This is a genomic window from Nocardia inohanensis NBRC 100128 (assembly GCF_001612945.1).
Taxonomy (GTDB): domain Bacteria; phylum Actinomycetota; class Actinomycetes; order Mycobacteriales; family Mycobacteriaceae; genus Nocardia; species Nocardia inohanensis.
The window spans coordinates 202229-227145 of the sequence record NZ_BDBK01000007.1; the positions used below are offsets into that span (position 1 = coordinate 202229).

The window sequence follows — 24917 nt, forward strand, 5'->3', positions numbered from 1 at the left end:
TTTCGATATCAGTCGACGGTGAGTACAACCTTGCCGACCGTCTGCCCGGAGGCAACCAGGTCGTGCGCCTTGCCCGCTTCGGTCAACGGCAGCGTCTCGGCAATGGTCGGACGCAGTTTGCCCGCCTCCACCAATTCCGTGATCGCTTCCAGCGCAGCGTAATCCGGTTCCACCGAGACTCCGGCGAAGCGGCGGCCGGCGGCCTGCACGGCTGCGGCGGCTTCGGGGTTCGCGTGCTCGAGAATGCTCACCAGCACCCCACCGGGCTTGAGCACCAGTACATTTCGTGCGGCGTCGGCGACCGAGTCGAAGACGATATCGACATCCCGCACCGCCTCGGTGAAATCCGTGGTGCGGTAATCGATCACCTCGTCCGCACCGAGGCTCTTCACGAAATCATGCTTGGCGGCACTGGCCAGCGCGATCACGTACGCGCCCCGCGCCTTGGCGATCTGCACGGCCAGATGACCGACCCCACCCGCGGCGCGATGGATGAGAACCCGATCCCCCTCCTGCACCCCGGCGCGATCGACCAGCCCCTGCCAGGCGGTGAGCACCGCCAGCGGAAGCGCGGCGGCTTCGACGTGGCTGAGCGACTTGGGCTTCCGCGCCACCTGACGCGACGGCGTCGCCACGTACTCGGCGTAACCGGTCGCGGCGCGCGGGAAGAACGGCATCCCGTACACCTCCTCGCCGACCTCGTACCGCGCCCCCGGACCGACCTCCTCGACCACACCGGAGATATCCCAGCCGACACCGAACGGCGGCTGACCGAGCAGCGGGAAGGCGCCCGAACGAACCGCCACGTCGACCGGGTTCACCGCGCTGGCATGCACCCGCACGAGTACCTCACCGGAGCGCAGTTCGGGCTTCTCGACCTCGACCACCTCGAGGACCTCGGGACCACCGAAGGACTTCTGGATTACCGCACGCATCGTCTTCTCCTCCTGAACGCTGTGTCGCCGGTTGCTCTGTCGAACCGAACAAGGACAACGTTAGGCAGTATCAGCAAGACGATGAATAGCTTACAGTCTCCTGTTTTTATCCATGCGTATACATCGGAAGACTGGTTCGGAAACGACGCTGGGCCGCGACCGATCGCGGTCGCGGCCCAGCGGGTCGTGCGAGGTCAGCTGTAGGTGAGGACCACGTCGGCCAGGACGGGAGCGTCGTCGCGCTCGACGGCGGTGACGGCGATGCGGAGTTCGCCGTCCTGCTGCCAGATGCGGGAGCGGAGGGTCTCGCCCGGGTAGAGGACGCCGGCGAAGCGGGTGCGGATGCCCTTGACGCGGGCGGCATCGGAGCCGAGGACGGTGTCGGTGGCGGCCTTGCAGACCAGGCCGTAGGTGCCCAGGCCGTGCATGATCGGGTTGGGGAAGCCGGCGTTGCGGGCGAATTCGGGATCCGAGTGCAGGGGGTTGCGGTCGCCGCACATGCGGTACAGCAGGGCCTGCTGCGGCAGCGTCGGCGTCAGCACCTCGAAATCCGGTGCGCGGTCGGGGAGTTCGGTTTTGGAACTGGGGCCGCGGTCGCCGCCGAAGCCGCCTTCGCCCTTGGCGAAGATGGAAGAGCGTGCGGTCCAGAGGAGTTCGCCGTCGGAGCTGGTGGCGGTGTGCTCCTGCCAGATGACGGCGGCGGAGCCCTTGTCCCAGATCTCGCTGATGCGGCGTTCGAAGGTGGCCTTGCCGGAGGCGGGGATCGGACGGTGGACGACGATCTCCTGGCTGCCGTGCACGACCTTGGCCAGGTCGATGTCGATGCCGGGGAACTGCACCTTGGGCGGCTCGGTCTCGTGGAAGAACGGGGCGACGGTGGCGAAGGTGGGCAGCACCTGCGGTTCGCGGTCATCGAGGTAGCGCAGTTCGGCCGGGTCGGTCCAGCGCGCGCCCGCACCCAGGGCGAGGTGGTAGTGCTGCACATCGGTTGGCGTCCAGCTGAATTCGACGGACGGCAGCTGTGCGCCGAGCGCGATATTCGGATCGATGGCCATGAAGTCTCCTCGTGATCGGTGGGCGCTCACCCTCCGCGTGAATCCGGGTCCGATGGTGCGGCGCGCACCCGGTTCCGATGGTGCGGCGTGCCGCGGGGCCCGCGCAAGCAGCGCGTCCGCTCGGCGGGACGGCCCGCCGGACAACCACGGCGGGCGGTGGGAACAGGGGATCCCACCGCCCCCGTGCAGTGTGATTATTCAGTTGAGCTCGCGGCACCGGGTGAGAGATCCGATGACGCGAGGGGTGGGTTGGGCGCGGGCTCGACGTGACCCGGACTCGCGCCCAACCCGATCCTGAACCGGGTTGGGACGGTTCAGGAGGCTTTCTCGGCGACCGGCGCGCTGTTCTTCGCCTTGGCGGCGATATCCAGCGCGGCCAGGTAGCCGAAGGTGATGGCGGGTCCGATGGTCGCGCCGGGCCCGGCGTAGGTGTGCCCCATGACCGGCGACGAGTTGTTGCCCGCCGCGTACAGCCCCTCGATAACCGACCCGTCGGCCCGCAGCACGCGCGCGTCGTTGTCGGTGACCAGGCCACCCTTGGTGCCGAGGTCGCCGGGGACCATCTTGACCGCATAGAACGGGCCGACCTCGAGCTTGTTCAGGCACGGGTTCGGCTTGATGGTCGGGTCGCCGTAGTACCGGTCGTAGGCGCTGTCGCCGCGCTTGTAGTCGAGGTCCTTGCCGGTCTCGGCGAACCCGTTGAAGCGCTCGATGGTGGCGGCCAGGTTATCGGCCGGCACACCGATCTTCTCGGCCAGTTCGGCCGCGGTGGGGGCGACGACGATCAGGTCGTTTTCCATCCAGCGGGACGGAATCCGCTGGCCAGGCTGCAAACCGGCGAAGATGTAGCGACTCCGGTAGCGATTGTCGAAGACGAGCCAGCACGGCACGTTCTCGCCCGGACCCTCACCCTGCCCGTACTCGCCGCCGTACATGGTGTGCACAGCTTCCACGTAAGGAGCGGACTCATTACCGAATCGCTCGCCCTGCGTGTTGATCATGATGCTGCCGGGCAGATTACGTTCCGCGAGCGCGAACCACGGCTTGCCCTCACCCTTGAACGTGGTGGGTCCCCACCAGGCGTCCTCCATGAAGTCGAGGTCCGCCCCGACCGCGATGCCGGCCTGGATGCCGTCGCCCTCATTGGCTTTGGCGCCGGTGGTCCACTCGGTGGTGATGGGCTCGCGCTGGTACTTGTGCCGCATTTCGGCGTTGTGCTCGAATCCGCCGGCGGCCAGGATCACGCCGTGCTTGGCGGTGAACCGCACGGTCTCGCCCTCGTGGGTGGCTTCGACGCCGGTGACCACACCGTCCTCGACGATCAGCCCGGTGAGCGGAGTGTTCAGCAGCACCGGCACATTCGCGTCCATGAGCCCCTTGCGCATGCCCGCGATGATCGCCTGACCCATGCCGACCAGGGCCTTACCGGTCACCTTGCCCCACGCCCAGCGGGTGCCGACGCGCAGTACGCGGGCCATGCCGGAGGGGTGGCGGCGAATCAGGTTGAGCTTCTTGAAGTCGGCCTGGGTGACGACCACGTTCAGCGGCGCCTTGGAGTAGGGGGGTTCCAGCTTGAACCGCTCGTCGCCGAGGATCTTGGTGTTGAAGGGCTTGGGTTCGCAGCTGCGGCCGTCCGCCTTGCCGCCCGGTGCCTCCGGGTAGTAGTCGGAGTAGCCCGGCACCCAGGTCATCTTCAGCGGCGAGTGCTCCAGCACGAAGTCGAACGCCTCGGCCCCGCGATCGAGGTAGGTGTCGATCTTCTCCTTGGGCACCACGTCGCCGATGATGCTGTACAGGTAGGTGCGCGCCTCGTCGAGGTCGTCGCCGCGGCCCGCGGCCTTGAGCACTTTGTTTCCGGGAATCCAGACGCCACCACCCGAGCGCGCGGTAGAACCGCCGTAATGAGCGGCCTTTTCGATGAGCACCGTGCGGAGACCGCGGTGCGCGGCGGCGAGGGCGGCGGTCATACCGGCGGCACCGCTGCCGACCACCACCACGTCGTAATCCCGATCAGTCATGTAGAACACGTTATAGAATCAATCCTGGTTTGGTCTATGTTGGTCTGGCAGATGGGACTGCTGAAGCGATGTTCTTCACAAAAACTCGTTTCAGTTTCTAGTCTCGTAAGGTCGTGGCCACCGGCCGGTACCCCCGATGAGAGGAACACAGCGTGCTGACCGACGCGCTACGGAAGGAACTGGCGGAAGAACTAGCCGTCGCAGAGCGGGATCGCGTTGCCCTCGACCCACTGGTCGCACGGCATCCGGACATCGATGTGGTCGATGCCTACGAGATCCAGCTGATCAATATGCGCCGGCGGTTCGCGGGCGGCGCCAAAGTCGTAGGCCACAAGGTCGGGCTTTCGTCCAAGGCCATGCAGCAGATGATGGGCGTCGACGAACCGGACTACGGGCATCTGCTCGCGGAAATGGAAGTCCACGAAGACGTTCCGGTCGATACCGCCAAGTACCTGTACCCGCGCGTCGAGGTCGAGGTCGGCTTCATCCTGGGCGCGGACCTGCCGGGCGAGGACTGCACCGAAGAAGACGTGCTGAAAGCGACCGTGGCATACGCGCCTTCGATCGAGTTGATCGATACCCGGATCAAGGACTGGAAGATCGGCCTCTGCGACACCATCGCCGATAACGCCTCCTCCGCCGGGTTCGTCCTCGGGAAGCAGCGCGTCGCGCCGGATCAGTTGGATATCAAGGCGATCGACGCGGTGCTGACCCGCAACGGCGAGGTCATCGCCGAGGGCCGTTCCGATGCCGTGCTGGGCGATCCCACGATCGCCGTGGCGTGGCTGGCCCGCAAGGTCGCCTCGTTCGGCGTGCGGCTCAAGGCGGGCGACATCATCCTGCCCGGATCCTGCACCCGCGCCATCGACGCCCGTCCGGGTGACGAGTTCATCGCCGAGTTCACCGGGCTCGGCAACGTCCACCTGTCTTTCAGCTGAGCTCACCGAGTAGGAGAAAGCCGTGACCGCAAGCAAAGTCACCGCCGCGATCGTCGGGTCCGGCAATATCAGTACCGATCTGCTGTACAAGCTGCTGCGTTCGGACAAGATCGAACCGCGCTGGATGATCGGTATCGATCCGGACTCCGAGGGGCTCAAGCGCGCCCGGGGCCTGGGCCTGGAAACCTCCGCCGAAGGCGCGGATTGGCTACTGGCACTTGACGAGAAGCCGGATCTGCTGTTCGAGGCCACCTCGGCGTATGTGCACCGGGCGTACGCGCCCAAGTACGCGGAGGCGGGTATCCGCGCCGTCGACCTCACCCCCGCCGCTGTCGGCCCCGCCGTCATTCCGCCGGTGAACCTGGATTCGCTGTCCGACGCTCCGAACGTCAACATGATCACCTGTGGTGGTCAGGCGACGATCCCGATGGTAGCCGCCGTGTCGCGGGTCGTCCCGGTCGAGTACGCCGAGATCGTGGCGTCGGTGTCTTCCGAGTCCGCCGGACCCGGAACCCGCGCCAATATCGACGAATTCACCAAGACCACCTCCAAAGGCGTTGAGACCATCGGCGGTGCCAAGCGCGGCAAGGCCATCATCATCCTGAACCCGGCCGAGCCGCCGATGATCATGCGCGACACCATCTTCTGCGCCATCCCCGAGGATGCCGATCACGATGCCATCGCCGACTCCATCTACCGCATGGAGAAGTCGATCCAGGAGTACGTGCCCGGCTACCGCCTGCTCAACGAGCCGCAGTTCGACGAGCCGTCGGTGATCTCCGGTGGCATGGCGAAGGTTTCGATCTTCGTCGAGGTCGAGGGCGCCGGCGACTTCCTGCCCCCGTACGCGGGCAACCTCGACATCATGACGGCCGCCGCCACCAAGGTCGGCGACGTGATGGCGTCCCAGATCCTCTCGACTCGGGTGTAAGGAGTTCCGACAGTGAGCAATCCGAACGTTCTCAAGAAGTTCTCGGCGGATCTCGACATCCGCGTCACCGACACGTCGCTGCGTGACGGTTCGCACCACAAGCGCCACCAGTTCACCGTGAACGAGGTGCGTGACATCGTGGCCGCCCTCGACGCGTCCGGCGTGCCGGTCCTGGAGGTCACCCACGGCGACGGCCTCGGCGGTTCCTCGTTCAACTACGGGTTCTCCAAAACCCCGGAGCAGGAACTGATCAAGGTCGCGGCCGAGACCGCCAAGCAGGCCAAGATCGCCTTCTTGATGCTGCCCGGCGTGGGCGTCAAGGAAGACATCAAGATCTCGCAGGACAATGGCGCGAGCATCTGCCGCATCGCCACCCACTGCACCGAGGCCGACGTCTCCATCCAGCACTTCGGGCTCGCCCGCGACCTGGGCCTGGAGACTGTGGGCTTCCTGATGATGGCGCACTCCACCACCCCGGAGAAGCTGGCCAAGCAGGCGCGCATCATGGCCGACGCCGGCTGCCAGTGCGTGTACGTCGTGGACTCCGCGGGCGCCCTTGTGCTGGAGCAGGTTTCGGACCGCGTCTCCGCGCTGGTCGCCGAACTCGGCGACGACGCGCAGGTCGGCTTCCACGGCCACGAGAACCTCGGCCTGGCCGTGGCCAACTCGGTGTACGCGGTGCGCGCGGGCGCCACCCAGATCGACGGCAGCGCACGCCGTTTCGGCGCGGGCGCGGGCAACCTGCCCGTCGAAGCCTTCATCGGCGTCTGCGACAAACTCGACATCAAGACCGGCGTCGATTTCTTCGCCGTCACCGATGCCGCGGAAGACGTTGTCCGCCCGGCCATGCCGTCCGAATGCCTGCTGGACCGTCAGGCCCTCATGATGGGCTACGCGGGCGTGTACTCCTCCTTCCTGCGCCACGCCGAACGCCAGGCCGAGCGCTACGGCGTCTCGGCGGCCGAGATGCTCGTTCGCGCCGGTCAGCGCAAGCTCGTCGGCGGCCAGGAGGATCAGCTCATCGATATCGCCCTGGAACTCCAGCGGGAGCAGCAGACCGTCACCGCCTGAGCTCGGAGGGACAACCGTCTCCGGGGGTGACAAAGCTGGGCCGCGACCGATCAGGTCGCGGCCCAGTCCCGTTCCCGCACCGCGAGTTCCGGTGATCGGCTGGCCGGCATGGAGCGGCGGGGCGTTGCCGTCAGGCGGGTGTGGTCACGGACGGGATCGCCGCTGATACACGGAGCCGGCGATGCGGGTGGAGGCATCCGGAGTGCATGCCGGGGTGGCGGAGGGCCGGCGCCGGGGCGAGGGCGCGCCTCCCGTCGGCGGTGTCGAGGGTCGCGTATTCGAGGACGGCGACCAGGTCTTCCCGCTCGAGTTCGGGATGGTCGGCGAGGATCTCGGCGGGCGGGATGCCCGCCGCTAGCAGGCCGAGCAGCAGATCCACCGGGAAGCGGCGACCGCGCAGGACCGGGACGCCGTGGCAGATGGTCGGGTCTTGGGTAATGCGGTCCAGATAGGCCATGTAGGAAACGGTACGAGGCGACTGTGATCCGGCGGTGTGGCGTGTTTGGCGGGGTTCTGTGGATTGCCGGACCAACCGGTTCGACCCGATAGCCCCCGGGTAGCTCCGCGCGGCCGGTGCGCCGGATGTGGCAGAGTCGGGCATATGGACGAAAACGTGCGCATGTACGGCGCGGACTGGTGCGGCGACTGCCGTCGCGCGAAGACGTGGCTACGCGAGCAGGGCGTGGCGTTCACCGAGATCGACGTGGAGCACGACGAGGTCGCGCGCAACGAGGCGATCCGGCTCGCGGGCGGGCGCAAGAACATCCCGGTGGTCGTGGTGCCGAGCGGGGCGGTGCTCGTGGAGCCCACCAATTCGGAGCTGGCGGCGGCGCTCGGGCGCTGATCGGACGGCTATCGCGTGCGACCGGTCCGATGCGGCTAGTTGCGCGCTGAGACTCGCCCGCGGTTCTCGCGGGCGAATTGGCCCGGGGACTGGCCCTTCCAAGAGCGGAAGGCGGAGGTGAAGGCGGAGACGCTGGCGTAGCCGAGGCGGGTCGCGGCCTGTTCCACCGTCATTCCGGTGGTCAGGAGTTCCTCGGCGAGCAAACCGACTGTCTCGGTTGCCAGTTCGCGAAATGTGGTGCCCTCGTCGGCGAGGCGGCGGCGCAGGGTGCGGACGCTGACATCGAGGTCGGAGGCGACGCGGGATTGATCGGCCACGCCGCCGTTGCTGATCAGCAGCTGGCGGACGCGACCGGCCAGGCCCTGCCGGCGTTTGCGGCGCTGCATCAGGTCCGCGCATTGCTGTTCATAGAAGCGGGCGGTGGCCGAATTGGCCTGCGGCAGCGGCATTTCCTGGAAGCTGAGCGGACCGGTCACGACCGAGCGGGGTGCGTTGAAGACGACCTCCTCGACGCCGAGCATGGCGCCGAACATCTCGTAGACCGGATGCGGCGGGAAGGCCACCGCGACCCGGCTGAGCGGGGTGCGTACGGGCAGCACGTCCTGCTGGATGGTCCAGATGGCCGCCACATCGCGTTCGACCGCGAAGCGGCGCAGGTGGGCGGGTACGGCGCTGTCGTCGCGCACGATGGAGGCTTCCGTACCGTCGATGACCAGTTGATGGCGCGCCACGGTGAAGGTGAGATCGGCGTAGCGCAGCGCCAGGTCGACCGCCTCGCGCACGGTGGGGCAGCTCATCAGCGCGAAGCCGAGGACGCCCAGACTCGGTGGGTGACAGAGCAATCCGGCCATCAGGCCCATGCCGGGTTCGTCGCCGACGCCGGTCACCACATTGTGCATGAGGGCCAGTTCCTGGCTCATGGTGATCTCGGCGGTCGAGTCCAATAGGTCCGATTCGCGAATTCCGGTCCGGCGCAGCATATCCGCCCGCTCCAGGCCGCGGCCGATGGCGAACTCGACCAGCAGCGCCGCACTGGTGATGGAGCGCAGTTGGCCCTGCCCATCGGTCACCCTACGAATCGTCGCAAACTTTCGGCGTGATCGGAGCGGAACCAGCAGGTAAGTTGCTGAAAGAGGCCGAAATTCATCTGTTTCTGACCGATTCGGTACTGGCACAAGTAACACCGAAAGCCGTACGGTGAATATCTAGCGAACCATTACTACCGATTGACGACGGAGAAGGTGAGCCAATGGCCGGCTGGCAAGTGTTCACGGCCACTCTCGCAATGCTGACGGTCACCGCTGCGGTGCTGCTGAGCTTGCATCACTACCCACATCGCATTCCGGACGACAGACTGTCCGTGGACCGGATACGCGAGCGAATCAACAACGAGCACAACATTTCCCCCGATCCGGTGATCGCCTCCTCGGCGTGGTCCCATGTGGCGCCGGATCACCCGCTCGGGGTGCAGGAGGCCCACCGGACCATGCAGCAGCATCGCCGCTGTGTGGTGACGGAGTGCGCACGCAAGGCTGCGGCCTTCAAAGTGCTGATCGACGCCGGGCGAATCAAACCGACCAGAATGCCACCGGCGCTTCAGTAGCGGGTTCCCCCGCCCGCAGGGGTTTCGGGGGCTCGGGCCCCGAAACCACGGCAATGCCCGGACCTTTGGTTCGGGCATTCCGGGCAATTCAGCCAAAGGCGCACGCGGGCCGAGTCGTTCAGTAGCCGGTGAGATAGTCCGCGGGCACCGCCGCGACCAGCCAGACGCCGTTCGTGCTCACCCGGAATTCGTGTCCGTCGCGGTGCATAGCCGCGGCGTCCACGGTGAGAATCACCGGCTTGCCGCGCCGCGCGCCCACCTTGGTCGCGGTCTCGATATCCGCCGAGAGGTGAACGGCATGCCGGGCCATGGGTTTCAGGCCCTCCGCGGCGATGGCGGGCAGCACCGCGGCGACCGTGCCGTGATAGAGCACATCCGGCGGCACGGTGACCGCGTACTCGAGCTCGACCGCCACCGTATGCCCTTGGCTGGCACGGATTCTGGTCCGGGTGCCGTCGAACTCGAAGCGGCGCTTGTTGTTCCGCGCCACCACCTCGTCCAGTTCGGCGGGCGTGACCCGGCGGCCGTGGCTGTCCAGCGCGGCCAGCAGCTCGCTGACCGGCACCCAGCCCGCGGCATCGAGCGCGATGCCGATCTCCTCCGGCGCGTGACGCAGATGCCGCGACAACCGCTTCGAGGTGCGCACCAACTGCTTCTCGTCCATGCCGACAGTGAACCAGGACGGGCACCGGGCCGGAAGAGATTATTCGGCGAGCCCGCGAATTACCGAGGCGTACAGCAGGATCACCGCGATCGGCGCGGCGATCGGCAGCCAGGCCAGGCCGGTGGGCAGCAGGGTGGCGGCGCCGGCGGCCACGGTGAAGACCAGCGCGCCCGCCACGGACGGGATGGTGGTCGGCACCACGCCGATCGGGGCCGAAACCGTGGCCGTATTCAGCAGGTAGGTGGTGGCGACCAGGCCGATGGATCCCGCCACCAGCGCCCCGGTGTCCACGAAGGCCAGCACGGCCAGCGCCACCAGCACCGCGCCGACCGCGGCGATCCGCCAGCGCCAGCCCAGTACGGCCAGGATCAGCACCGGGGCGGCCGCCCACGGCTGCACCAGGGCCACGGCCAAGGCCAGCAGCAGGCCGGCGAGCACGGCGAGGAATCTGGTCATCGGCGCACCCGCACGGTCCGGCGATGCTCGGGCACCAGGCGCATGGCCTGATCCAGCCGGGTGTCTTCGGGCCAGGAGACGATATCCACGCCGACGGTCCCCATATCGCGATACATGGACGCCCGCTCCAGCTGCCACATGCGGGCCAGGGTCGGGTCGAGCTCGGTGAAGGGCGGGCCGCGCAGCACATCCACCACCACGACCACGTGACCGCGCTTGCGCAGATCGATGAGCGAGAGCGCGAACTGGGTGTCGAGCAGCGTGGAGAAGGCCACCACCACCGCGCCGATCGGCACCGCCGCGTGCGGGGCCAGCGTGCCGGAGGTGTCGATGTGCTCGTCGCCGACATCGAGCACGGTGTCGACGATGCGGTAGAACTGGCGGCGGCCGATGTCCGGGCGCAGCCAGCGCGGCGAACGGCCCAGGCAGACCACCGCCGTCCGATCCCCGGATTGCAGCGCGGACTGGGCCACCTGAGCGGCGCCGCGCACCGAACGCTCCAGGGCATCGGTGGCCGGACCGGGGGCTTGCAGCGAAGTGTCCACCAGCACAACCACATCCGCCGCACGGTTGGTGAACCGCTCGGTGACGAACAACCGTCCGCGCCGGGCGCTCACCGCCCAGTTCACGGTGCGCAGTTGATCGCCGGGCGCATAGGCGCGCACATCCGCGAACTCCACGCCGGGACCGTGCCGCCGGGTCAGATGCGCGCCGATGCGTTCCGGAAGTTCGGTGCGCGGCAGGCGCATTCGCTGCGGATCGGTGATCGGGTACACGTACACCTCACCCGCGGGCAACCGCACCGACGCCACCGCCAGCCCGGCCGGGCTCAAGGCCGTCACCCGCAGCGGAATCGGATACCGGCCCCACCGATCCGCCGACAGCGACAGCCGCAGCCCGGCGGGCGCGGACCCGGAATCGATCGTCTCCTCGACCCGTAAATCCATGCCCGGCACCGATTCCTGATGCAGCCGCAGCAGCGCGTGCCCACTCTCCACATACGCGGCCGCGTTCAGCTCCACCTCTTCGGTCTCGAAACACCGCAGCACGCCCGCGCCGTCCACCTGAATCTTGGTGCGCGACATCTGCAATGGCGCGGTCGCCAGCACCCCGAGCATCGGCGCGGCGAAAACCACCAGCTGCCACTGCGCCAGCAAAACCGCCAGCACCAGCGCCGGCGCCGACACGGCCGCCAGCATGAACACCAATGGCGCCGGCCGCCACCGCAATTCGGCCTCGGACGCCGTCGTCGTATCGCGATGTCTCATGCGTGCCTCACCGAACACCCTCGACAGACGGGGAGCGGCGGGGGCTGGTGGTGCGGCATGACTCGGCTCACGCGGTGGTGGCGCGCGGGACCGGGAGGCGGCGCAGCAGTTCGGAGATCACGTCCTCGCCGCGGATACGGCGGACCCACATTTCCGGGCGGAGGGTGATGCGGTGCGCCATGGCGGAGACCGCGAGGGCCTTCACGTCTTCGGGGACTACGAAGTCGCGGCCGTTGAGAAGCGCCCGGGCGCGGGCCATTTGGACCAGGTCGAGTTCGGCGCGGGGACTCGCGCCCACCTCGACCTGGGGGTGGCCGCGGGTGGCGGCGGCGAGCGAGACGACGTAACCGACGACATCGGGGTGGACGGTGACGAACTCGACGCTCTGGCGCATCTCCAGCAGGCCCTCGGCGTCCACCACCTGGCCGACCTGAGCGGGGGTGGAACCGCGTTCCAGGCGGCGGCGGATCATGTTCATCTCATCGGATTCCGAGAGATAGCCCAGGCGCAGCTGCATGGCGAAACGGTCCAGCTGGGCCTCCGGCAGCGGGTAGGTGCCCTCGTATTCGATGGGGTTGTCGGTGGCGAAGACGATGAAAGGGTCCGGGAGCGGGAAGGTTTCACCGTCGATGGACACCTGCCCCTCGGCCATCGCCTCCAGCAGCGCGGCCTGGGTCTTGGGCGGGGTGCGGTTCACCTCGTCGGCCAGCAGCATGTTCGTGAACACCGGACCGCGCCGGAAACTGAAACGGCCCGAATGCATGTCGTAGATGGTGGAGCCGATCAGATCGGCGGGCAGCAGGTCCGGCGTGAACTGCACGCGGGTGAAGTTCAGCCCGAGCGCCGCCGCGAACGAGCGCGCGATCAGGGTTTTACCCAAGCCGGGCAGGTCCTCGATCAGAATGTGCCCGCCGGACAGCACCGAGATCATGATGAGTTGCAGTTCGTCCCGCTTGCCCACCACCACCCGGCCCACCTCGCGGAGCACGGCGTCGGTGCGCTTGACGGTCACGTCCATCGGTGAAGTCATTTCTCAAATCCCGGTGTCGAAGTCACATGGTCTGGAGGCGGCGCAGGATCTCGTCCAGCGCCGCCCGCCCGGGCGCGCGGTTGACGGTATCGCGCAGGGCCGAATTCGCCGGATCCACCCAGCGCCATAATTCCGGCCCGAATTGCAGCTGCCCGGCGATCTCCAGCGCTCGCCGGTTCTTGGCCATGCGATGGCCGCTGGTCAGCTCGAATTCCTTGGCCAGCAGGGGGCGTAGATGGCGGTCCCAGTCCGCGCGGGTGCCCTCGGAGCGGTCGGCGAGCATGGTGGCGCGGGCCTGCCAGCGGGTCAGCATCTCGGCGGGGCCGTTGTCGATCTCGTTGTCGGCGGGTGAGACCTCCAGCCGCCGGGTGCGTTCCACCAGCGACCAGATCAGCAGGGCCAGCGCGCCGGCCACCGGAATCGCGGTCACCATGAGCAGGCTGTCGCGCCGATTGCCGACCGCCAGCAGTTCGAGGAATCCGGCCAGGATCAGCGCGCCCACCACGATCGCGACGCGGTTCATCGCCGGACCTCCGTCCGGTAGCGGGAAAGGCGCGGTGCGCCAAGGGTTTTCATACCGCCTGCCGTTGCAGATCGGCCAGCACGATGCGGAGCAGCTGCTCGGCTCGCATACGCTGCCACTCCAGCATGGCGTGCGGGCTGAACCGCGCCTCCTCGAACAGCGCCACCAGCTCCCGCGCCGAGGCATCGTGCAGGAAGCCGCGGTCGAAGGCGCGCGCCAGCACTTCCGAGGGGGTGTCGGAGATCAGCGGGGCCACCTCCCGCGCCGTCGCCAGACCGCTCTCCATCGCCACATAGCAGGCGATGATGGCGGTGCGCGGGTCCTGACCGGGCGCGATCATGGCCGCCAGGCCCATCGCCGCCACCTTGGCCAGCGATACCGCCTCCTTCGGGGTGGGCGGCGCGTTCGGGGTCCGGGCCAGCGGCACCCGGCGGCTGGAGCCCAGCGCGACCACCACCAGTCCGGCCATGGCCACCGCCACCAGCAGCCCCGCGCCGATCGCCACCAGCAAGAGCGCGGTGCCGCTCAGCGCGGGCGCGGAGATCGGATCAGCGGGCGGCGCAGGCGGTTCCACCGTCTCGACCACGGACGTGGACGGCGCCCGGGTGGGCGTGGACTCCGCCGACTCCTCACGCCCCGGCCCCACCAGATACACCGACACGATCGCGGTGGCCAGCAAAGCCACGGCGGCCGCGCCGATGAGCAGCAGCAAACCGAGCGCACCGAACCGAACCGAGCGCTTGTCCGGATCCCGTTCCGGTTCCGGCATCGACAACGGCAGCCGATGCTGGCTGTTGATCACCCCCGCGGCCAGGATCACGATCGACACCAGCAGCAGCACCGGCATGAGCGCGATGGTCACCGCCGACGGCGGATGCGGCGAGGTCGGACCCCCGGTCCCCGGAATATGCCCGCGCAGAGCGACGACCGCCAGCACCAGCAGCGCGATCAACCCGATCGCGCGCGTAGCCACCGTCCCCGCCCCAGTCATATTCACCCCCAACCGGAGTCCAGCAGAAAATCAGGCACATAGTTACATGCCGAGCGGTCCGTCGGGCCGGTTTCACAAACACCGAAGTCATACGCTTCCAGCATGAATCGCCGCCCCGCACGCGGGCAACCGTTCAGCCGCCGAACGCCAGAGTGAGAGCGACCGGCAGGCGAACGCATTCCGCGCGTGCTGCGCCGCGGGGTCGCGCTGGGAAGCTCAGGCGCTGCGGCGGACCCGAGCGCGCAGGCGGTTGAGTGGGGACACCGCGAGGGTAGGTGCGGGGTCCGGCTGCGGCACCGGGCGGCCGGCGCTGGTGGCGAGGGTCGGGTAGGTGAGTGCGGGTGCGGGGGTGCGGGGTTCGATGAGGCGGCCGAGGGCGCGGAAGTCCCAGCCGGCGGCGAGCCAGGGGTCCGGGGTGAGGGTGTTGCGGGCGTCGAGGATTACGCGGCCGCGGGCTACCGTGCGGAGGAAGACCGGGTCCAGGTCGCGGAATTCGCTCCACTCGGTGAGGTGCAGGACGATGTCGGCCTCGTGGAGAGCGGCGGCGGGGGTGGCGGCGTAGGTGAGCTGGGGGGCTACGGCGCGGGCGGTTTCGGTGGCGGCGGGGTCGAAGACCGCTACCTCGAGACCGGCGGCGTGCAGGCGGGTGGCCACGTCCAGGGCCGGGGAGTCGCGGACGTCGTCGGAGAGGGGTTTGAAGGCCGCGCCGAGGATGCCGACGCGGGCGGGGCTGAAGCTTGCCGGGCCGTCCGCATCGGAGGACGATGCGCCGGCTGGGTAGAGCGCGCCGGTGGTGAGGGATCCATTGGCGCGCAGGATGTTCAAGGTCTGGCTGACCACGCGATCGCGGCGGCGCAGGTTGACGGCGTCGATATCGCGGAGGAAGGCGACGGAGTCGTCGGCGCCGAGTTCACCGGCGCGGGCGATCAAGGCGCGGATGTCCTTGGGGAGGCAGCCGCCGCCGTAACCCAGTCCGGCGCCGAGGAATTTGCGGCCGATGCGATCGTCGTGACCGAGTGCGTCGGCCAGCTGGGTGACGTCGGCTCCGGTCAGTTCGCACAGTTCCGCCATCGCGTTGATGAACGAAATCTTCGTGGCGAGAAAGGCATTGGCCGAGACTTTGATCAGTTCGGCGGTGGGCAGGTTGGTCACCACCACCGGCGACCCGGCCGCGATCGGGGTCGAATAGACCTGGCGCAGCGCCCATTCCGCGTCCGGGCTGGTGACGCCGAAGACCAGGCGATTCGGGTGCAGGGTGTCGTAGACGGCGTGCCCCTCGCGCAGGAACTCCGGATTCCAGGCCAGATCGACCGAAATGCCCTCGGGCGCGAGCTCGGCGATGCGAGCGGTGAGCGCCTCGGCGGTGCCGACCGGCACCGTGGACTTGCCGACGATGAGACAGTTGCGGGTCAGGTGCGGCACCAAGCCGTCCAGCACCGAGTACAGCTGCGACAGGTCGGCCGCGCCGTTCGGGGTGGGAGGCGTTCCCACGCAGAGGAAATGGACGTCGGCGAAGCGTGCGGCCTCGGCGAGCGAGGTGCCGAAGCGCAGCCGGCCGCCGGCGACGTGACCGGCCAGCAGCTCCGGCAGCCCGGGTTCGTGGAACGGCACCCGGCCGGCGGACAAGGCCGCCGCCTTCTCCGGATTGTTGTCCACGCCGAGCACTTCGAAGCCCAGTTCGGCCATGCCCGCGGCATGGGTGGCGCCCAGATATCCGGTGCCGATGACGGAGATGCGGAGCATCACGATGCCTCCTTGGTGCGCGGGAGCTCACCCGGAACCGGGTGCAGCCGTTCCGCGATCACCTCGCGGTAGTGGCGGACGAGCAGATCGTTGACGGCCGCCCAGGAGCGGGATTGAACACTGCGCTGGGCGATATCGGCGGTCTGCTCGCGCAGCTGCCGGTCCTCGACCAGGCGGCGCACCAGCGTCACCATGGCCTCGGCATCGCCCGGGGGGTAAAGGAATCCGGCGCCGGGCGCGACCACGTCGATCGGCCCGCCGGAGCGGGGCGCGACCACGGGCACGCCGGAGGCCAGGGCCTCCTGCGCTGCCTGGCAATAGGTTTCGTGTCGTCCGGTGTGCACGAAGACATCGAGCGAGGCGTAGGCCGCACCCAGCTCCGCACCGTGCAGCACTCCGAGGAACGCCGCATCCGGCAGCAGCTTGCGCAGCCGCTTCTCCTCCGGCCCGCCGCCGACGATGACCAGGCGGATGCCCGGCACGTCCCGCAGGTGGGCGAGGAGTTCGAGTTCCTTCTCCGGCGCCAAGCGGCCGATGTAGCCGATCAGCGTTTCACCGTTGGGGGCCAGGCGTTTTCGCAGTTCCTCCGACCGCCGGAACGGCCCGAACTGTTGCAGGTCCACCCCGCGCGGCCAGCGCGCCAGCCCGGGCACGCCCATCAGCTCCAGCTGCCGCAGGCTCGCGGTGGACGGGGCCAGGGTGCGATCGACCTGTAAATGAATGCGCCGGGTGAGTGCGGCCATGGTCCGCACCCCACCCGGCAGGTCGTAGCGCTCCGCGAAACCGACCAGATCGGTTTGGTAGATGGCCACCGTCGGAACATCCAGCTCCGCCGCCACTCTCGCGGCTTGATAACCCAGCGTCGCGGGTGAGGCGATGTGCACGACATCGGGCCGGAACTCCCGCATGATCCTGCGGAGCCGCCGCCGGGTCTCGAGCCCGATCCGGAAGTCCCGATAGAACGGCAAGCGCGCCCCGCGCACCACGTGCACCCGGAAGCCGGCGTACCTGGCGGGCCCGGTGGGGGCCATCAACTCGGCTTCGTGCCCCTTGGCCGCGAGATGGTCCAGCACCCGCCGCACCGAATTGGTGACGCCATTGACCTGGGGAAGAAAGGATTCGGCGACGACCAGCACCCGCAATCGGGTGCCGGGGACGCTCGCATCGCGCGGCCCGGAACCCCGTGCCCACTCGGGTTCGCCTGCCTTGTCGAGGTTTCGCATCGGTTCCCCTCCGGTTCGGTGCTACCTCCTCCCTGCACGGTAGAAAGCGGCCCGCAACACCCGACCGCGTCCGTGTGGACGGCAAATGAATCTCGCGCGTCGATCAAGTCGGCGCGTTCACACACCTGTCGCTCACCGGACGCCCGGAGCTATCCGACCGGTTCGGTGCGCCGCACCCGCAGTTCGCCGAGTCGGCTCAGCGTGCGGTACAGATCCGGCACCCGCCGCACCTCTTTGCCCAGTTCGTCACGGCTGCGCTCGGCCCAGATCGAGAGTTCCAGGTCCGCGTCGTAGAGCACGTCCACGAGGTTCACGAAACGCATGACCCAATCCGGGGGCACGGTGGTGAGGTCCGGAACGCCGCACACGGTCCAGCGCCGGTATTCGCCGAGCAGGGCCAGGAAGTCGGCCGCCGACACCGGGATTCCGCAGATCTCGGCGAAATCGACGGTCAATTCGCCGTTCCCGGCCGCGCGGGCGTACATGAGCCGGTGCGCGATCGGCACCTCGGCGCGGCCGCGGACCGGGCACTCGCCGACCGTGTACTCCCCCGCCGCGAATCCGGTGTGGCGACCGTGAATCTCGCGGTAGTCGAGTGGTCCGTCGACGGCCACCACCTCCAGATGCGCGACGATCTCGGCGATGGCGGGCTCGAACATGGGGTGGAACAACGGGTTCGGCAGCAGCTGCTCCGGCGGGTAGTTCGAGGTCACCACCAGCGTGATGCGCCGGGCGAAGAGCCGATCCAGCAGCCGCTCCACCAGCCGTGCGTCCCCGGCGTCATGCACGTGGAATTCGTCGAAGCAGAGCAGTTCGGCATCGCCCAGCAGCGCGTCGGCCGAGGCATCGATGGAGCCGTATTCGTGCACGCCCGCGTTCAATCGGGCGAAGAAGCCGTGGAAGTGGAAGCGCCGCTTGCGCTTCGACGGCACGGCCGCGAAGAACCGATCCATCAGCATGGTCTTGCCCCGCCCCGGTCCGCCGTAGAGGTACAGCCCGCGCGGCCGCCGCCACCGCTTGCCCACCCGCCCCGCGATCTCGGCCAGCCGGTCCGCGGCCGCCTGCTGGTCCGCGTCGAGCACCACGGCCTGCGTATCCATGACCAACCTCCCGCCGTCTCTACATCCGTAGAGCTTCCTCTATAGTTGTAGAGGATTTCGCAGCCGCAAAGGAACAAAGGTGACCACTCTTACACCGGACCGCCGCACCCTGATCGTCGAGTGCGCCATCGATCTGATTGCCGCCCAAGGACTCCGGGCGCTCACCCACCGCGCCCTCGACACCGCCCTGGATCTCCCCGCGGGCTCGACGTCCTATTACTTCCGCACCAAACGCGCCCTCATCGAAGCCGTGGTCGATCGCATAGCCACCCGCTCGCGCACCGATTTCGCCGCCGCCCAGGCCGACGGCACCACCCCACCTCCCACCGGCCTCGAACCCCGCGAAATCGCACAGGGCATGGCGGTCTGGCTGGATCGCCTACTGGCGCAACGCCGCAACCACCTGATCGCCCGTCACGCCCTCATCGTCGAACTGCTCGCCGATCCGGACCTGCACGCAAAGCTCGTCGGCTGCCTGTTCTCCCACCGGCACGCCACCGACCTGTTCCGCGCCCTGAAGTCCTCCGACCCGGAGACGGCGGCGGCCGACCTCATAGCGGTCATCGAAGGTCTGATCTTCGATCGATTCGCCGGAGCCAGAACGACTCTCGCGCCCGGCACCGCCACCAGCGTCGCTCAGCTGGCGGCAGTGCTCACCGCCCAGCTCGGACCCGCTTCGTAAGCTCCTGCGAGATCCTGACATCCGGCCACGGCGGCCGCTTCAATACCGCCGCCGTCGCGAACGCCGCCGCCACGAACCCGGTCAGCACCCCGATGATCGCCACCCGCCCGGCGTCCACCGCCGACTCGAACTGGACCTCACCCCCGTGCACCACGAACACCCCGATCGGCCGCTGCCCCAGCAACCCGCTCGCGGTGACCGTGATGATGACCGTCCCATCCGCCGTCTCGTGCGGCTCGCTGAACGCCATCCCCCCACCGACCACCGGATACTCACGCAATCGACTCGGCAGTTTCATGCCCGGCCCTCCCGACCTAGTCCTGCGGCCCAATCTACGCCGCCGCACCGACGCCACTCGTGAATTCCGTTTCAGGCCATGCCATCAAGGAATATCCGGACACAGTGTCCAGTTGATCCCGGCATGGTCACCACATCCGAAATCGGCATCGTCTTCGGCAGCCTCACGCCTCCCGAAGCGCTTCCCGGCGGCGCCGCTCTCGCCGAACGGCTCGGCTTCGGCGCACTCTGGTTCTCCGAGGACTGCTTCTTCACCGGCGGCCTCTCGGGCCTCACCCAGCTCCTCGCCGCCACCGAGACGATCCCCGCGGGCCTCGGCCTTGCGGGCATCATGACCCGGCATCCCGCGATCCTCGCCATGGAGGTCTCGGCTCTCGCCCGCACCTATCCCGGCCGGGTCCGCGCCGGAATCGGCCTCGGCAATACCGGCTGGCTCGACCAGATGGGACTGCGCCCCGACCGCCCGCTCACCGCACTCGCCGAAACCACCGACGCCCTGCGAGACCTGCTGAGCGGCAAAACGGTCAACCGCAAGACCACCGCCCACACCTTCAACGACATCCGCTTGGACTTCCCACCCGATCGAACCCCGGAAATCTGGCTCGGAGCGGTGAACCCCCGCGCACTGCGGCTGGCAGGCGAAAAAGCCGACGGCATCCTGCTTTCCGCCCTGACAGGCACCTCCTACCTACACTGGGCGCGGACCCTGCTACCCATCCCCGCCCCGCCGATCACCGCCTTCGCCCTGACCGCCATCGACGACGACCCGGCCGCCGCACGCGAGGCCGTACGACCTGCCGTCAGCTTCTTCCTACAGGCCGAAGCCCACACCGCACTCGTCGGAAAATCCCACCACGGCACCGCGGTTCGCGCCCGCCTGGCCACCCTCGCCCCCGGCGAACCGCTCCCCATCGAAGACCCCTGGATCGACGAGTACGCCATCGCCGGCACCCCAGCCCAAGTCCGCGCGAAACTCCGCGGCCTCCTCGACGCCGGCGCCACCTCGATCGCCCTCTGGCTCTTCCCACCCGACCGCCAACCGGAACAACTGCACCGACTGGCAACCGAGGTCCTCGACACGTAGAACGCCCCGATCCGCGTCGTGACCGATCCGATCTCGGTCCGGTGCCGGTATTCAGTCCGCCTGCGGCACGAGCACGACTTTGCCGGTGACAGTGCGGGATTCGGCCAGGGTCAGGGCCTCGCCGGCCGCGGTGAGTGGGAAACGAGCCGCGATCTGGGCGTGCAGGGCGCCGCTCGCGGCCAGGTCCAGGACCGCGGTCAGATCGGTGGCCAGGCGGGTGCGGAACGCGGCGAGGCGGCGACGGTCCGCCCAGATGTTGTAGAAGTGCGCGGAACGCTTGTTGGGCAAGGCATTCCAGAGCGTCAAGCGGGCGAAGAGAGTCAGGACCGGGAGGCGGGAGTTGCCTGCTTCGTTCTTGGTGGAGGCGCTGCCGTAGGCGATGAGGGTGCCGCCGGGAGCCAGCAGGCGGAAGGAGTCGACGATGCCGGGGCCGCCGACGTGGTCGAAGACCGCGTCCACGCCGTTCGGGGCGAGGGCGCGGACCTGGGCGGTGACGTCGCCGCGGTAGTCGACCGGGGTCGCGCCGAGGGCGGCGACGGCTTCGGCATTGCGGGCCGAGGCGGTGCCGATCACCTGGACACCGGCCAGGCGGGCCAGCTGGACCAGGGTCGAGCCCACGCCCCCGTTCGCGCCGTGCACCAGGATGGTCTGCCCGGCACGGACTTTCGCGTAGCGGTGGAGCATCTGCCAGGCGGTGATGCCGTTGACGACGAAGGTTTCGGCGGCTGCCGGATCCAGGCCCTCGGGGATCGGGACCAGGTCGGCGGCGTCGAGGAGGACGCGGGTGGCCCAGCCGCCGGTCTTGGTGAGGGCGGCGACGCGGCGGCCGCGGAGGGCGGGATCGGTTCCGGGGCCGAGGGATTCGACGGTGCCGACCAGGTCGTAGCCGGGGACGAAGGGGAAGGCGGGCTGGTCGTAGTACTTGCCGCGGCGCATCTGCTGTTCGGCGAAGGAGACGCCGGTGGCCTCGACTCGGACGATGGCTTGGCCCGTGCCGGGCTCCGGCAGTTCGCGCTGGGTGGTGCGCAGTTCGTGCGGTTCGACCAGGCCGGGGAGCACGATCTCGGTGGTGGTGGACATGATTGCCTCTGTTCGGTGAGTGAGTGACTACTCAGTCACTAGATGGGTGAAAGAAAGGCCCCGGGGCTCGGGGCCGAGTGAAATCAAGCAGAAGGTAGCGAGGACTCGACGCTCGCTTGCGGCGGAACACTTTCGCCCGCAGGCACTTCCGGGTAGTGGCGGATTCCGGCGGTGAGCACCGTCGCCCAGCCGCCTTCGTCGCCGTCGAGCCCGAGGGTGGTGATGAGATGGCACAGCTGGCCGTAGGCCATGAAGCGCTGCACCGCTTCGTCCGACCCACCCGAACGGGTCTTGGCGTAGTCGGTGACCCGGGCCAGCCCACGCCGGACCGCAGCGCCGATATCCGCGATCTCGGCCGCCGACTGGGCGTGCACCTGGAGCATGAGCAGCCGCTTGTCGGCGATGAGTTCGGCGTACGCCCCGCCCATTTCGTGCAGGATCGCCTCCGGCTCCGCGCCCGCCACCCGTGCGGCTCCGGCAGCGAGGGACCGCTCCACTAGTTCGAAGCAGCGGTCGAGGGCGGCCACGAACAACTCCACCTTGCTCGGGAACAGCTTGAACACGTACGCGGTGGAGATGCCGGCGCTGGTGGCGACGGCGGTGGTCGGCGTGCCATGGTACCCGGTCCGGGCGAACTCGGTGATCGCCGCATCGACTACCGCTTCGCGTCGAACATCCGAGGTAGAGAGGGTGACCCCGCGCTTTGCCATGTGAGTGACTGTACACTCACTCTCATCGGCGCGGCAATCCCCGGGATGTGAAACATCCCCGAGCGCGGTCCGAAGCGCTCGGGGATGTCGGCGAATCACATTGCGGGTGAAACTAGTTCGAGGTCAGCACCAGACCCGAGGTCGGCACGCCGGTACCGGCGGTGACCACGATGTTCTCCAGGCCCTCGACCTGGTTCACCGAGGTGCCGCGAATCTGGCGGACGCCCTCGGCAATGCCGTTCATGCCGTGGATGTACGCCTCGCCGAGCTGACCACCGTGGGTGTTCAACGGCAGCTTGCCGCCGATCTCGATGGCCCCGTCCTTGATGAAGTCCTTGGCCTCGCCGCGACCGCAGAAGCCCAGTTCCTCGAGCTGCATGAGCACGAAGGGGGTGAAGTGGTCGTACAGGATGGCGGCTTGCATATCGGCCGGGGTGAGCCCGCTCTGCGCCCAGAGCTGGTCGCCGACCAGGCCCATTTCCGGCAGGCCGCTCATGCCGTCGCGGTAGTAGCTGGTCATGACGTACTGGTCCGCGCCGGATCCCTGTGCGGCACCGGCGATCAGCGCCGCCTTGTTCGGCAGATCCTGGGCCCGCTCGGCACTGGTGACCACGATGGCCACGCCGCCGTCGGTCTCCTGGCAGCAATCCAGCAGGTGCAGCGGTTCGGCGATCCACCGGGAAGCCTGATGCTCTTCGAGGGTGATCGGCTTGCCGTAGAAGTGCGCGGCCGGATTCACCGCGGCGTGCTTGCGATCGGCGACCGCGATCCGGCCGAAATCCTCACTGCGCGCGCCGTATACGTGCATGTAGCGCCGCGCCACCATGGCGACCTGCGCGGCGGGGGTGCCGAGGCCGTGGGTGTAGGAGAAGGCATTGTCGACGCCCGAGGAGCTCGGATTGCCGGTGGCGAGATGAGTTGCGAACTGGCCGAAGCGATTTCCGGAGCGCTCGTTGAACGCGCGGTACGCCACCACGACATCCGCGACGCCGGTCGCGACGGCCATGGCGGCCTGCTGCACCGTGGCCGCGGCCGCACCGCCACCGAACGGGATGTTGGAGAAGAACTTCAGGCTCGGAATACCCGCGGCCCGGGCCACGGCGGCCTGGGTGTTGGTGTCCATGGTGAAGGTCGTCAGACCGTCCACATCGGCCGGAGTCAGCCCCGCGTCGGCCAGCGCCGCGGTCACCGCCTCCGCGGCCAAACGCAATTCACTGCGCCCGGAGTCCTTGGAGAAATCGGTCGCGCCGATGCCGACGATGGCGGCCTGGCGGCTGAGTCCCGTCACTTGCGGTCCTCCTGAAGAGAGATAACGGCTTTCGCCACGATGTGATCGCCGAGGCTGTCCTTGCCGGTGACCTGGATGGTGACGTCGGATCCCTCGATCTCGGTCACGGTGCCTGACAGGGTCAGCGTGTCGCCGGCGTACAGCGGCACGCCCAGACGCAGCGAGATCGCCTTCACCCGTGCGGCCGGACCGGCCCAATCGGTGACGAAGCGCTGCACCAGACCGGTGTCGGTGAGGATATTGACGAAGATGTCCTTGGACCCGCGCGCCACCGCCTTGTCGCGGTCGTGGTGCACGTCCTGGAAGTCGCGGGTGGCCAGCGCCGAGGCGATGATGAAGGTCGGATCGGCGTGAATCGCCAACTCCGGCAATACGGTTCCGACGGCGACGGTGGCCGGTTCGATGGTGGAGGTCATCGGGCAGCCTTCCAATAGGGCACGGTGTTGTCGTCGTCGATCTTCAGGAAGGCGGCCTCGACCGGCAGCCCGATCTCGACGTCAGCCGGGTCGATGCCGGTCAGCTCACCGAGCATGCGGACGCCTTCCTCCAGCTCGACCAGCGCGATCACATACGGCAGCTGCCGCCCCGGCACCTTGGGCGCGTGATGCACCACGAAGCTGAAGACGGTGCCGCGCCCGGAGGCCACGACGTAATCGCTCTGCTCCGAATGGTCCTTCCACAGCGCCGGCACCGGCGGATGCTGAAGCGAACCGTCGGGCCGCCGCTGAATCCGCAGCTCGCCGAGTTTGGTTCCCTCCCAGAAGAATTCGGTGTCCTTGGAGACGGTCGGACGGACCCGCTTGGCCAGATCCTCCGCCGAAACCTCGCCGGATTCCTTGGGAGCAGCGGTTTTTCCGGTTCCGGGCGCGAACTTCAGCATCCGGAACTTCATCTCGGTGACGAGCTCGTCGCCGACGTACCAGTTGGTGAGGTAGGTGGTGAACCAGCCGTCCCCGAGTCCGGTCTTCTTGGGCCCCACGATGTCACCGATGCTGGTGCGCACCGTCACCTGCTCACCGAGCTCCAGGTACCGGTGGTAGACCTGATCGCAGTTGGTGGCCACCACCGAGGTGAACCCGGCCGCGTCGAACAGCTCGTTGGTGCGGGTCATCGGGTCGTCGTCGGCGCGCACGCCGCCCAGCCCCAGCATGGTCCACACCTGCGCCATGGCCGGCGGCGCCACGATCCCGGGATGCCCGGCGGACTTGGCGGCGGCCTCGTCCACGTAGATCGGGTTGGCGTCGCCCATCGCCTCGACCCAGTTGTTGATCATGGGCTGATTGATCGGATCCCGCCCCGCGCGCGGCGCGGACTCCCCGTCGGCCTTGATCTTCTCCAGGCCCGCGCGGATCTCGTCGGCCGTGAAACTCGTTGTCACGCTGA

General features: G+C 68.3%; 27 protein-coding genes. 7 read left to right on the forward strand and 20 right to left on the reverse strand.

Going from position 1 to position 24917, the window contains the following annotated elements:
- Positions 1 to 8: 8 nt before the first annotated feature.
- From NI1_RS15040 to kstD, 3 genes are all read right to left on the reverse strand, one after another.
- A complete protein-coding gene (locus tag NI1_RS15040; RefSeq protein ID WP_067820190.1) occupies positions 9 to 935 on the reverse strand; it encodes an NADP-dependent oxidoreductase in 927 nt (308 codons plus the stop codon).
- A 194-nt stretch (positions 936 to 1129) separates the two neighbouring features.
- Positions 1130 to 1990: an enoyl-CoA hydratase ChsH3 gene (gene chsH3, locus NI1_RS15045; protein WP_067820193.1), complete on the reverse strand. Its 861-nt coding sequence runs from the start codon at positions 1988 to 1990 to the stop codon at positions 1130 to 1132.
- Between the two features lie 314 nt (positions 1991 to 2304).
- On the reverse strand, positions 2305 to 4017 hold the full coding sequence (kstD, locus tag NI1_RS15050; RefSeq protein WP_067820196.1) for a 3-oxosteroid 1-dehydrogenase: 1713 nt from the start codon (positions 4015 to 4017) through the stop codon (positions 2305 to 2307).
- Positions 4018 to 4160: 143 nt separating this feature from the next.
- On the opposite strand from kstD, the gene NI1_RS15055 reads away from it, so the two are divergent.
- The 3 genes from NI1_RS15055 to dmpG are packed head-to-tail and all read left to right on the forward strand — an operon-like array spanning position 4161 to position 6948.
- Positions 4161 to 4946: a 2-keto-4-pentenoate hydratase gene (locus NI1_RS15055; RefSeq protein WP_067820199.1), complete on the forward strand. Its 786-nt coding sequence runs from the start codon at positions 4161 to 4163 to the stop codon at positions 4944 to 4946.
- A gap of 22 nt (positions 4947 to 4968) precedes the next feature.
- Positions 4969 to 5877, forward strand: coding sequence for an acetaldehyde dehydrogenase (acetylating) (locus NI1_RS15060; protein WP_067820203.1), 909 nt, complete (start codon positions 4969 to 4971; stop codon positions 5875 to 5877).
- Positions 5878 to 5889: 12 nt separating this feature from the next.
- Positions 5890 to 6948: a 4-hydroxy-2-oxovalerate aldolase gene (gene dmpG / locus NI1_RS15065; RefSeq protein WP_067820206.1), complete on the forward strand. Its 1059-nt coding sequence runs from the start codon at positions 5890 to 5892 to the stop codon at positions 6946 to 6948.
- 130 nt (positions 6949 to 7078) lie between these two features.
- Here dmpG and NI1_RS15070 read toward each other — a convergent pair whose 3' ends face one another.
- Positions 7079 to 7405: a DUF433 domain-containing protein gene (locus tag NI1_RS15070; protein WP_067820209.1), complete on the reverse strand. Its 327-nt coding sequence runs from the start codon at positions 7403 to 7405 to the stop codon at positions 7079 to 7081.
- A 144-nt stretch (positions 7406 to 7549) separates the two neighbouring features.
- On the opposite strand from NI1_RS15070, the gene NI1_RS15075 reads away from it, so the two are divergent.
- Positions 7550 to 7792, forward strand: a complete 243-nt coding sequence (locus tag NI1_RS15075) for a glutaredoxin family protein (RefSeq protein ID WP_067820212.1) — start codon at positions 7550 to 7552, stop codon at positions 7790 to 7792.
- A gap of 35 nt (positions 7793 to 7827) precedes the next feature.
- Here the strand turns inward: NI1_RS15075 and NI1_RS15080 are convergent, their stop codons facing one another.
- Positions 7828 to 8862 carry an AraC family transcriptional regulator gene (locus tag NI1_RS15080; protein ID WP_067820214.1) on the reverse strand — a complete coding sequence of 345 codons (1035 nt, stop codon included), beginning with the start codon at positions 8860 to 8862 and terminating at the stop codon, positions 7828 to 7830.
- A 179-nt stretch (positions 8863 to 9041) separates the two neighbouring features.
- On the opposite strand from NI1_RS15080, the gene NI1_RS15085 reads away from it, so the two are divergent.
- Entirely contained in the window at positions 9042 to 9395 is a 354-nt protein-coding gene (locus tag NI1_RS15085) for a hypothetical protein (RefSeq protein WP_067820218.1), read from the forward strand.
- A 118-nt stretch (positions 9396 to 9513) separates the two neighbouring features.
- Here the strand turns inward: NI1_RS15085 and NI1_RS15090 are convergent, their stop codons facing one another.
- From NI1_RS15090 to zapE, 9 genes are all read right to left on the reverse strand, one after another.
- Positions 9514 to 10059 (reverse strand): RNA 2'-phosphotransferase, encoded by a 546-nt coding sequence (locus tag NI1_RS15090; protein ID WP_067820221.1) that lies wholly within the window; start codon positions 10057 to 10059, stop codon positions 9514 to 9516.
- 39 nt (positions 10060 to 10098) lie between these two features.
- Positions 10099 to 10515: a hypothetical protein gene (locus NI1_RS37930; RefSeq protein ID WP_067820224.1), complete on the reverse strand. Its 417-nt coding sequence runs from the start codon at positions 10513 to 10515 to the stop codon at positions 10099 to 10101.
- Positions 10512 to 11783, reverse strand: a complete 1272-nt coding sequence (locus NI1_RS15100) for a DUF58 domain-containing protein (RefSeq protein ID WP_067820227.1) — start codon at positions 11781 to 11783, stop codon at positions 10512 to 10514. Before NI1_RS15100 ends, NI1_RS37930 begins: the two co-directional genes overlap by 4 nt.
- A 67-nt stretch (positions 11784 to 11850) precedes the next feature.
- A complete protein-coding gene (locus NI1_RS15105) occupies positions 11851 to 12813 on the reverse strand; it encodes an AAA family ATPase (RefSeq protein ID WP_067820230.1) in 963 nt (320 codons plus the stop codon).
- 22 nt (positions 12814 to 12835) lie between these two features.
- Positions 12836 to 13336, reverse strand: a complete 501-nt coding sequence (locus NI1_RS15110; RefSeq protein ID WP_067820234.1) for a hypothetical protein — start codon at positions 13334 to 13336, stop codon at positions 12836 to 12838.
- Positions 13337 to 13385: 49 nt separating this feature from the next.
- Entirely contained in the window at positions 13386 to 14309 is a 924-nt protein-coding gene (locus NI1_RS39860) for a DUF4129 domain-containing protein (RefSeq protein WP_281179496.1), read from the reverse strand.
- A gap of 234 nt (positions 14310 to 14543) precedes the next feature.
- Positions 14544 to 16070, reverse strand: coding sequence for a UDP-glucose dehydrogenase family protein (locus NI1_RS15120; protein ID WP_067820240.1), 1527 nt, complete (start codon positions 16068 to 16070; stop codon positions 14544 to 14546).
- Positions 16070 to 17293 (reverse strand): glycosyltransferase family 4 protein, encoded by a 1224-nt coding sequence (locus NI1_RS15125; RefSeq protein ID WP_084523222.1) that lies wholly within the window; start codon positions 17291 to 17293, stop codon positions 16070 to 16072. The genes NI1_RS15120 and NI1_RS15125 overlap by 1 nt, the downstream gene beginning before the upstream one ends.
- Before the next feature lie 149 nt (positions 17294 to 17442).
- A complete protein-coding gene (zapE, locus tag NI1_RS15130) occupies positions 17443 to 18393 on the reverse strand; it encodes a cell division protein ZapE (protein WP_067820243.1) in 951 nt (316 codons plus the stop codon).
- A gap of 79 nt (positions 18394 to 18472) precedes the next feature.
- On the opposite strand from zapE, the gene NI1_RS15135 reads away from it, so the two are divergent.
- On the forward strand, positions 18473 to 19075 hold the full coding sequence (locus NI1_RS15135) for a TetR/AcrR family transcriptional regulator (protein WP_067820246.1): 603 nt from the start codon (positions 18473 to 18475) through the stop codon (positions 19073 to 19075).
- On the opposite strand, the gene NI1_RS15140 is transcribed toward NI1_RS15135, so the two are convergent.
- Positions 19047 to 19373, reverse strand: a complete 327-nt coding sequence (locus NI1_RS15140) for a hypothetical protein (RefSeq protein WP_067820249.1) — start codon at positions 19371 to 19373, stop codon at positions 19047 to 19049. The two genes, NI1_RS15135 and NI1_RS15140, sit on opposite strands and share 29 nt — an antisense overlap.
- 123 nt (positions 19374 to 19496) lie before the next feature.
- Here NI1_RS15140 and NI1_RS15145 point away from each other — a divergent pair, with 123 nt between their 5' ends.
- Entirely contained in the window at positions 19497 to 20456 is a 960-nt protein-coding gene (locus tag NI1_RS15145) for an LLM class flavin-dependent oxidoreductase (RefSeq protein ID WP_067820252.1), read from the forward strand.
- A gap of 51 nt (positions 20457 to 20507) precedes the next feature.
- Here the strand turns inward: NI1_RS15145 and NI1_RS15150 are convergent, their stop codons facing one another.
- From NI1_RS15150 to NI1_RS15170, 5 genes are all read right to left on the reverse strand, one after another.
- Positions 20508 to 21536: a medium chain dehydrogenase/reductase family protein gene (locus tag NI1_RS15150; protein WP_067820255.1), complete on the reverse strand. Its 1029-nt coding sequence runs from the start codon at positions 21534 to 21536 to the stop codon at positions 20508 to 20510.
- A gap of 83 nt (positions 21537 to 21619) precedes the next feature.
- The gene (locus NI1_RS15155) at positions 21620 to 22246 is read right to left on the reverse strand and encodes a TetR/AcrR family transcriptional regulator (protein WP_067820257.1); all 627 of its coding nucleotides are present in this window, start codon (positions 22244 to 22246) and stop codon (positions 21620 to 21622) included.
- A gap of 112 nt (positions 22247 to 22358) precedes the next feature.
- Positions 22359 to 23534, reverse strand: a complete 1176-nt coding sequence (locus NI1_RS15160) for a lipid-transfer protein (protein ID WP_067820260.1) — start codon at positions 23532 to 23534, stop codon at positions 22359 to 22361.
- The gene (locus NI1_RS15165; protein ID WP_067820263.1) at positions 23531 to 23950 is read right to left on the reverse strand and encodes a MaoC family dehydratase; all 420 of its coding nucleotides are present in this window, start codon (positions 23948 to 23950) and stop codon (positions 23531 to 23533) included. Before NI1_RS15165 ends, NI1_RS15160 begins: the two co-directional genes overlap by 4 nt.
- Positions 23947 to 24912: a bifunctional MaoC family dehydratase N-terminal/OB-fold nucleic acid binding domain-containing protein gene (locus NI1_RS15170; protein WP_067820266.1), complete on the reverse strand. Its 966-nt coding sequence runs from the start codon at positions 24910 to 24912 to the stop codon at positions 23947 to 23949. The genes NI1_RS15165 and NI1_RS15170 overlap by 4 nt, the downstream gene beginning before the upstream one ends.
- Positions 24913 to 24917: the final 5 nt, after the last annotated feature.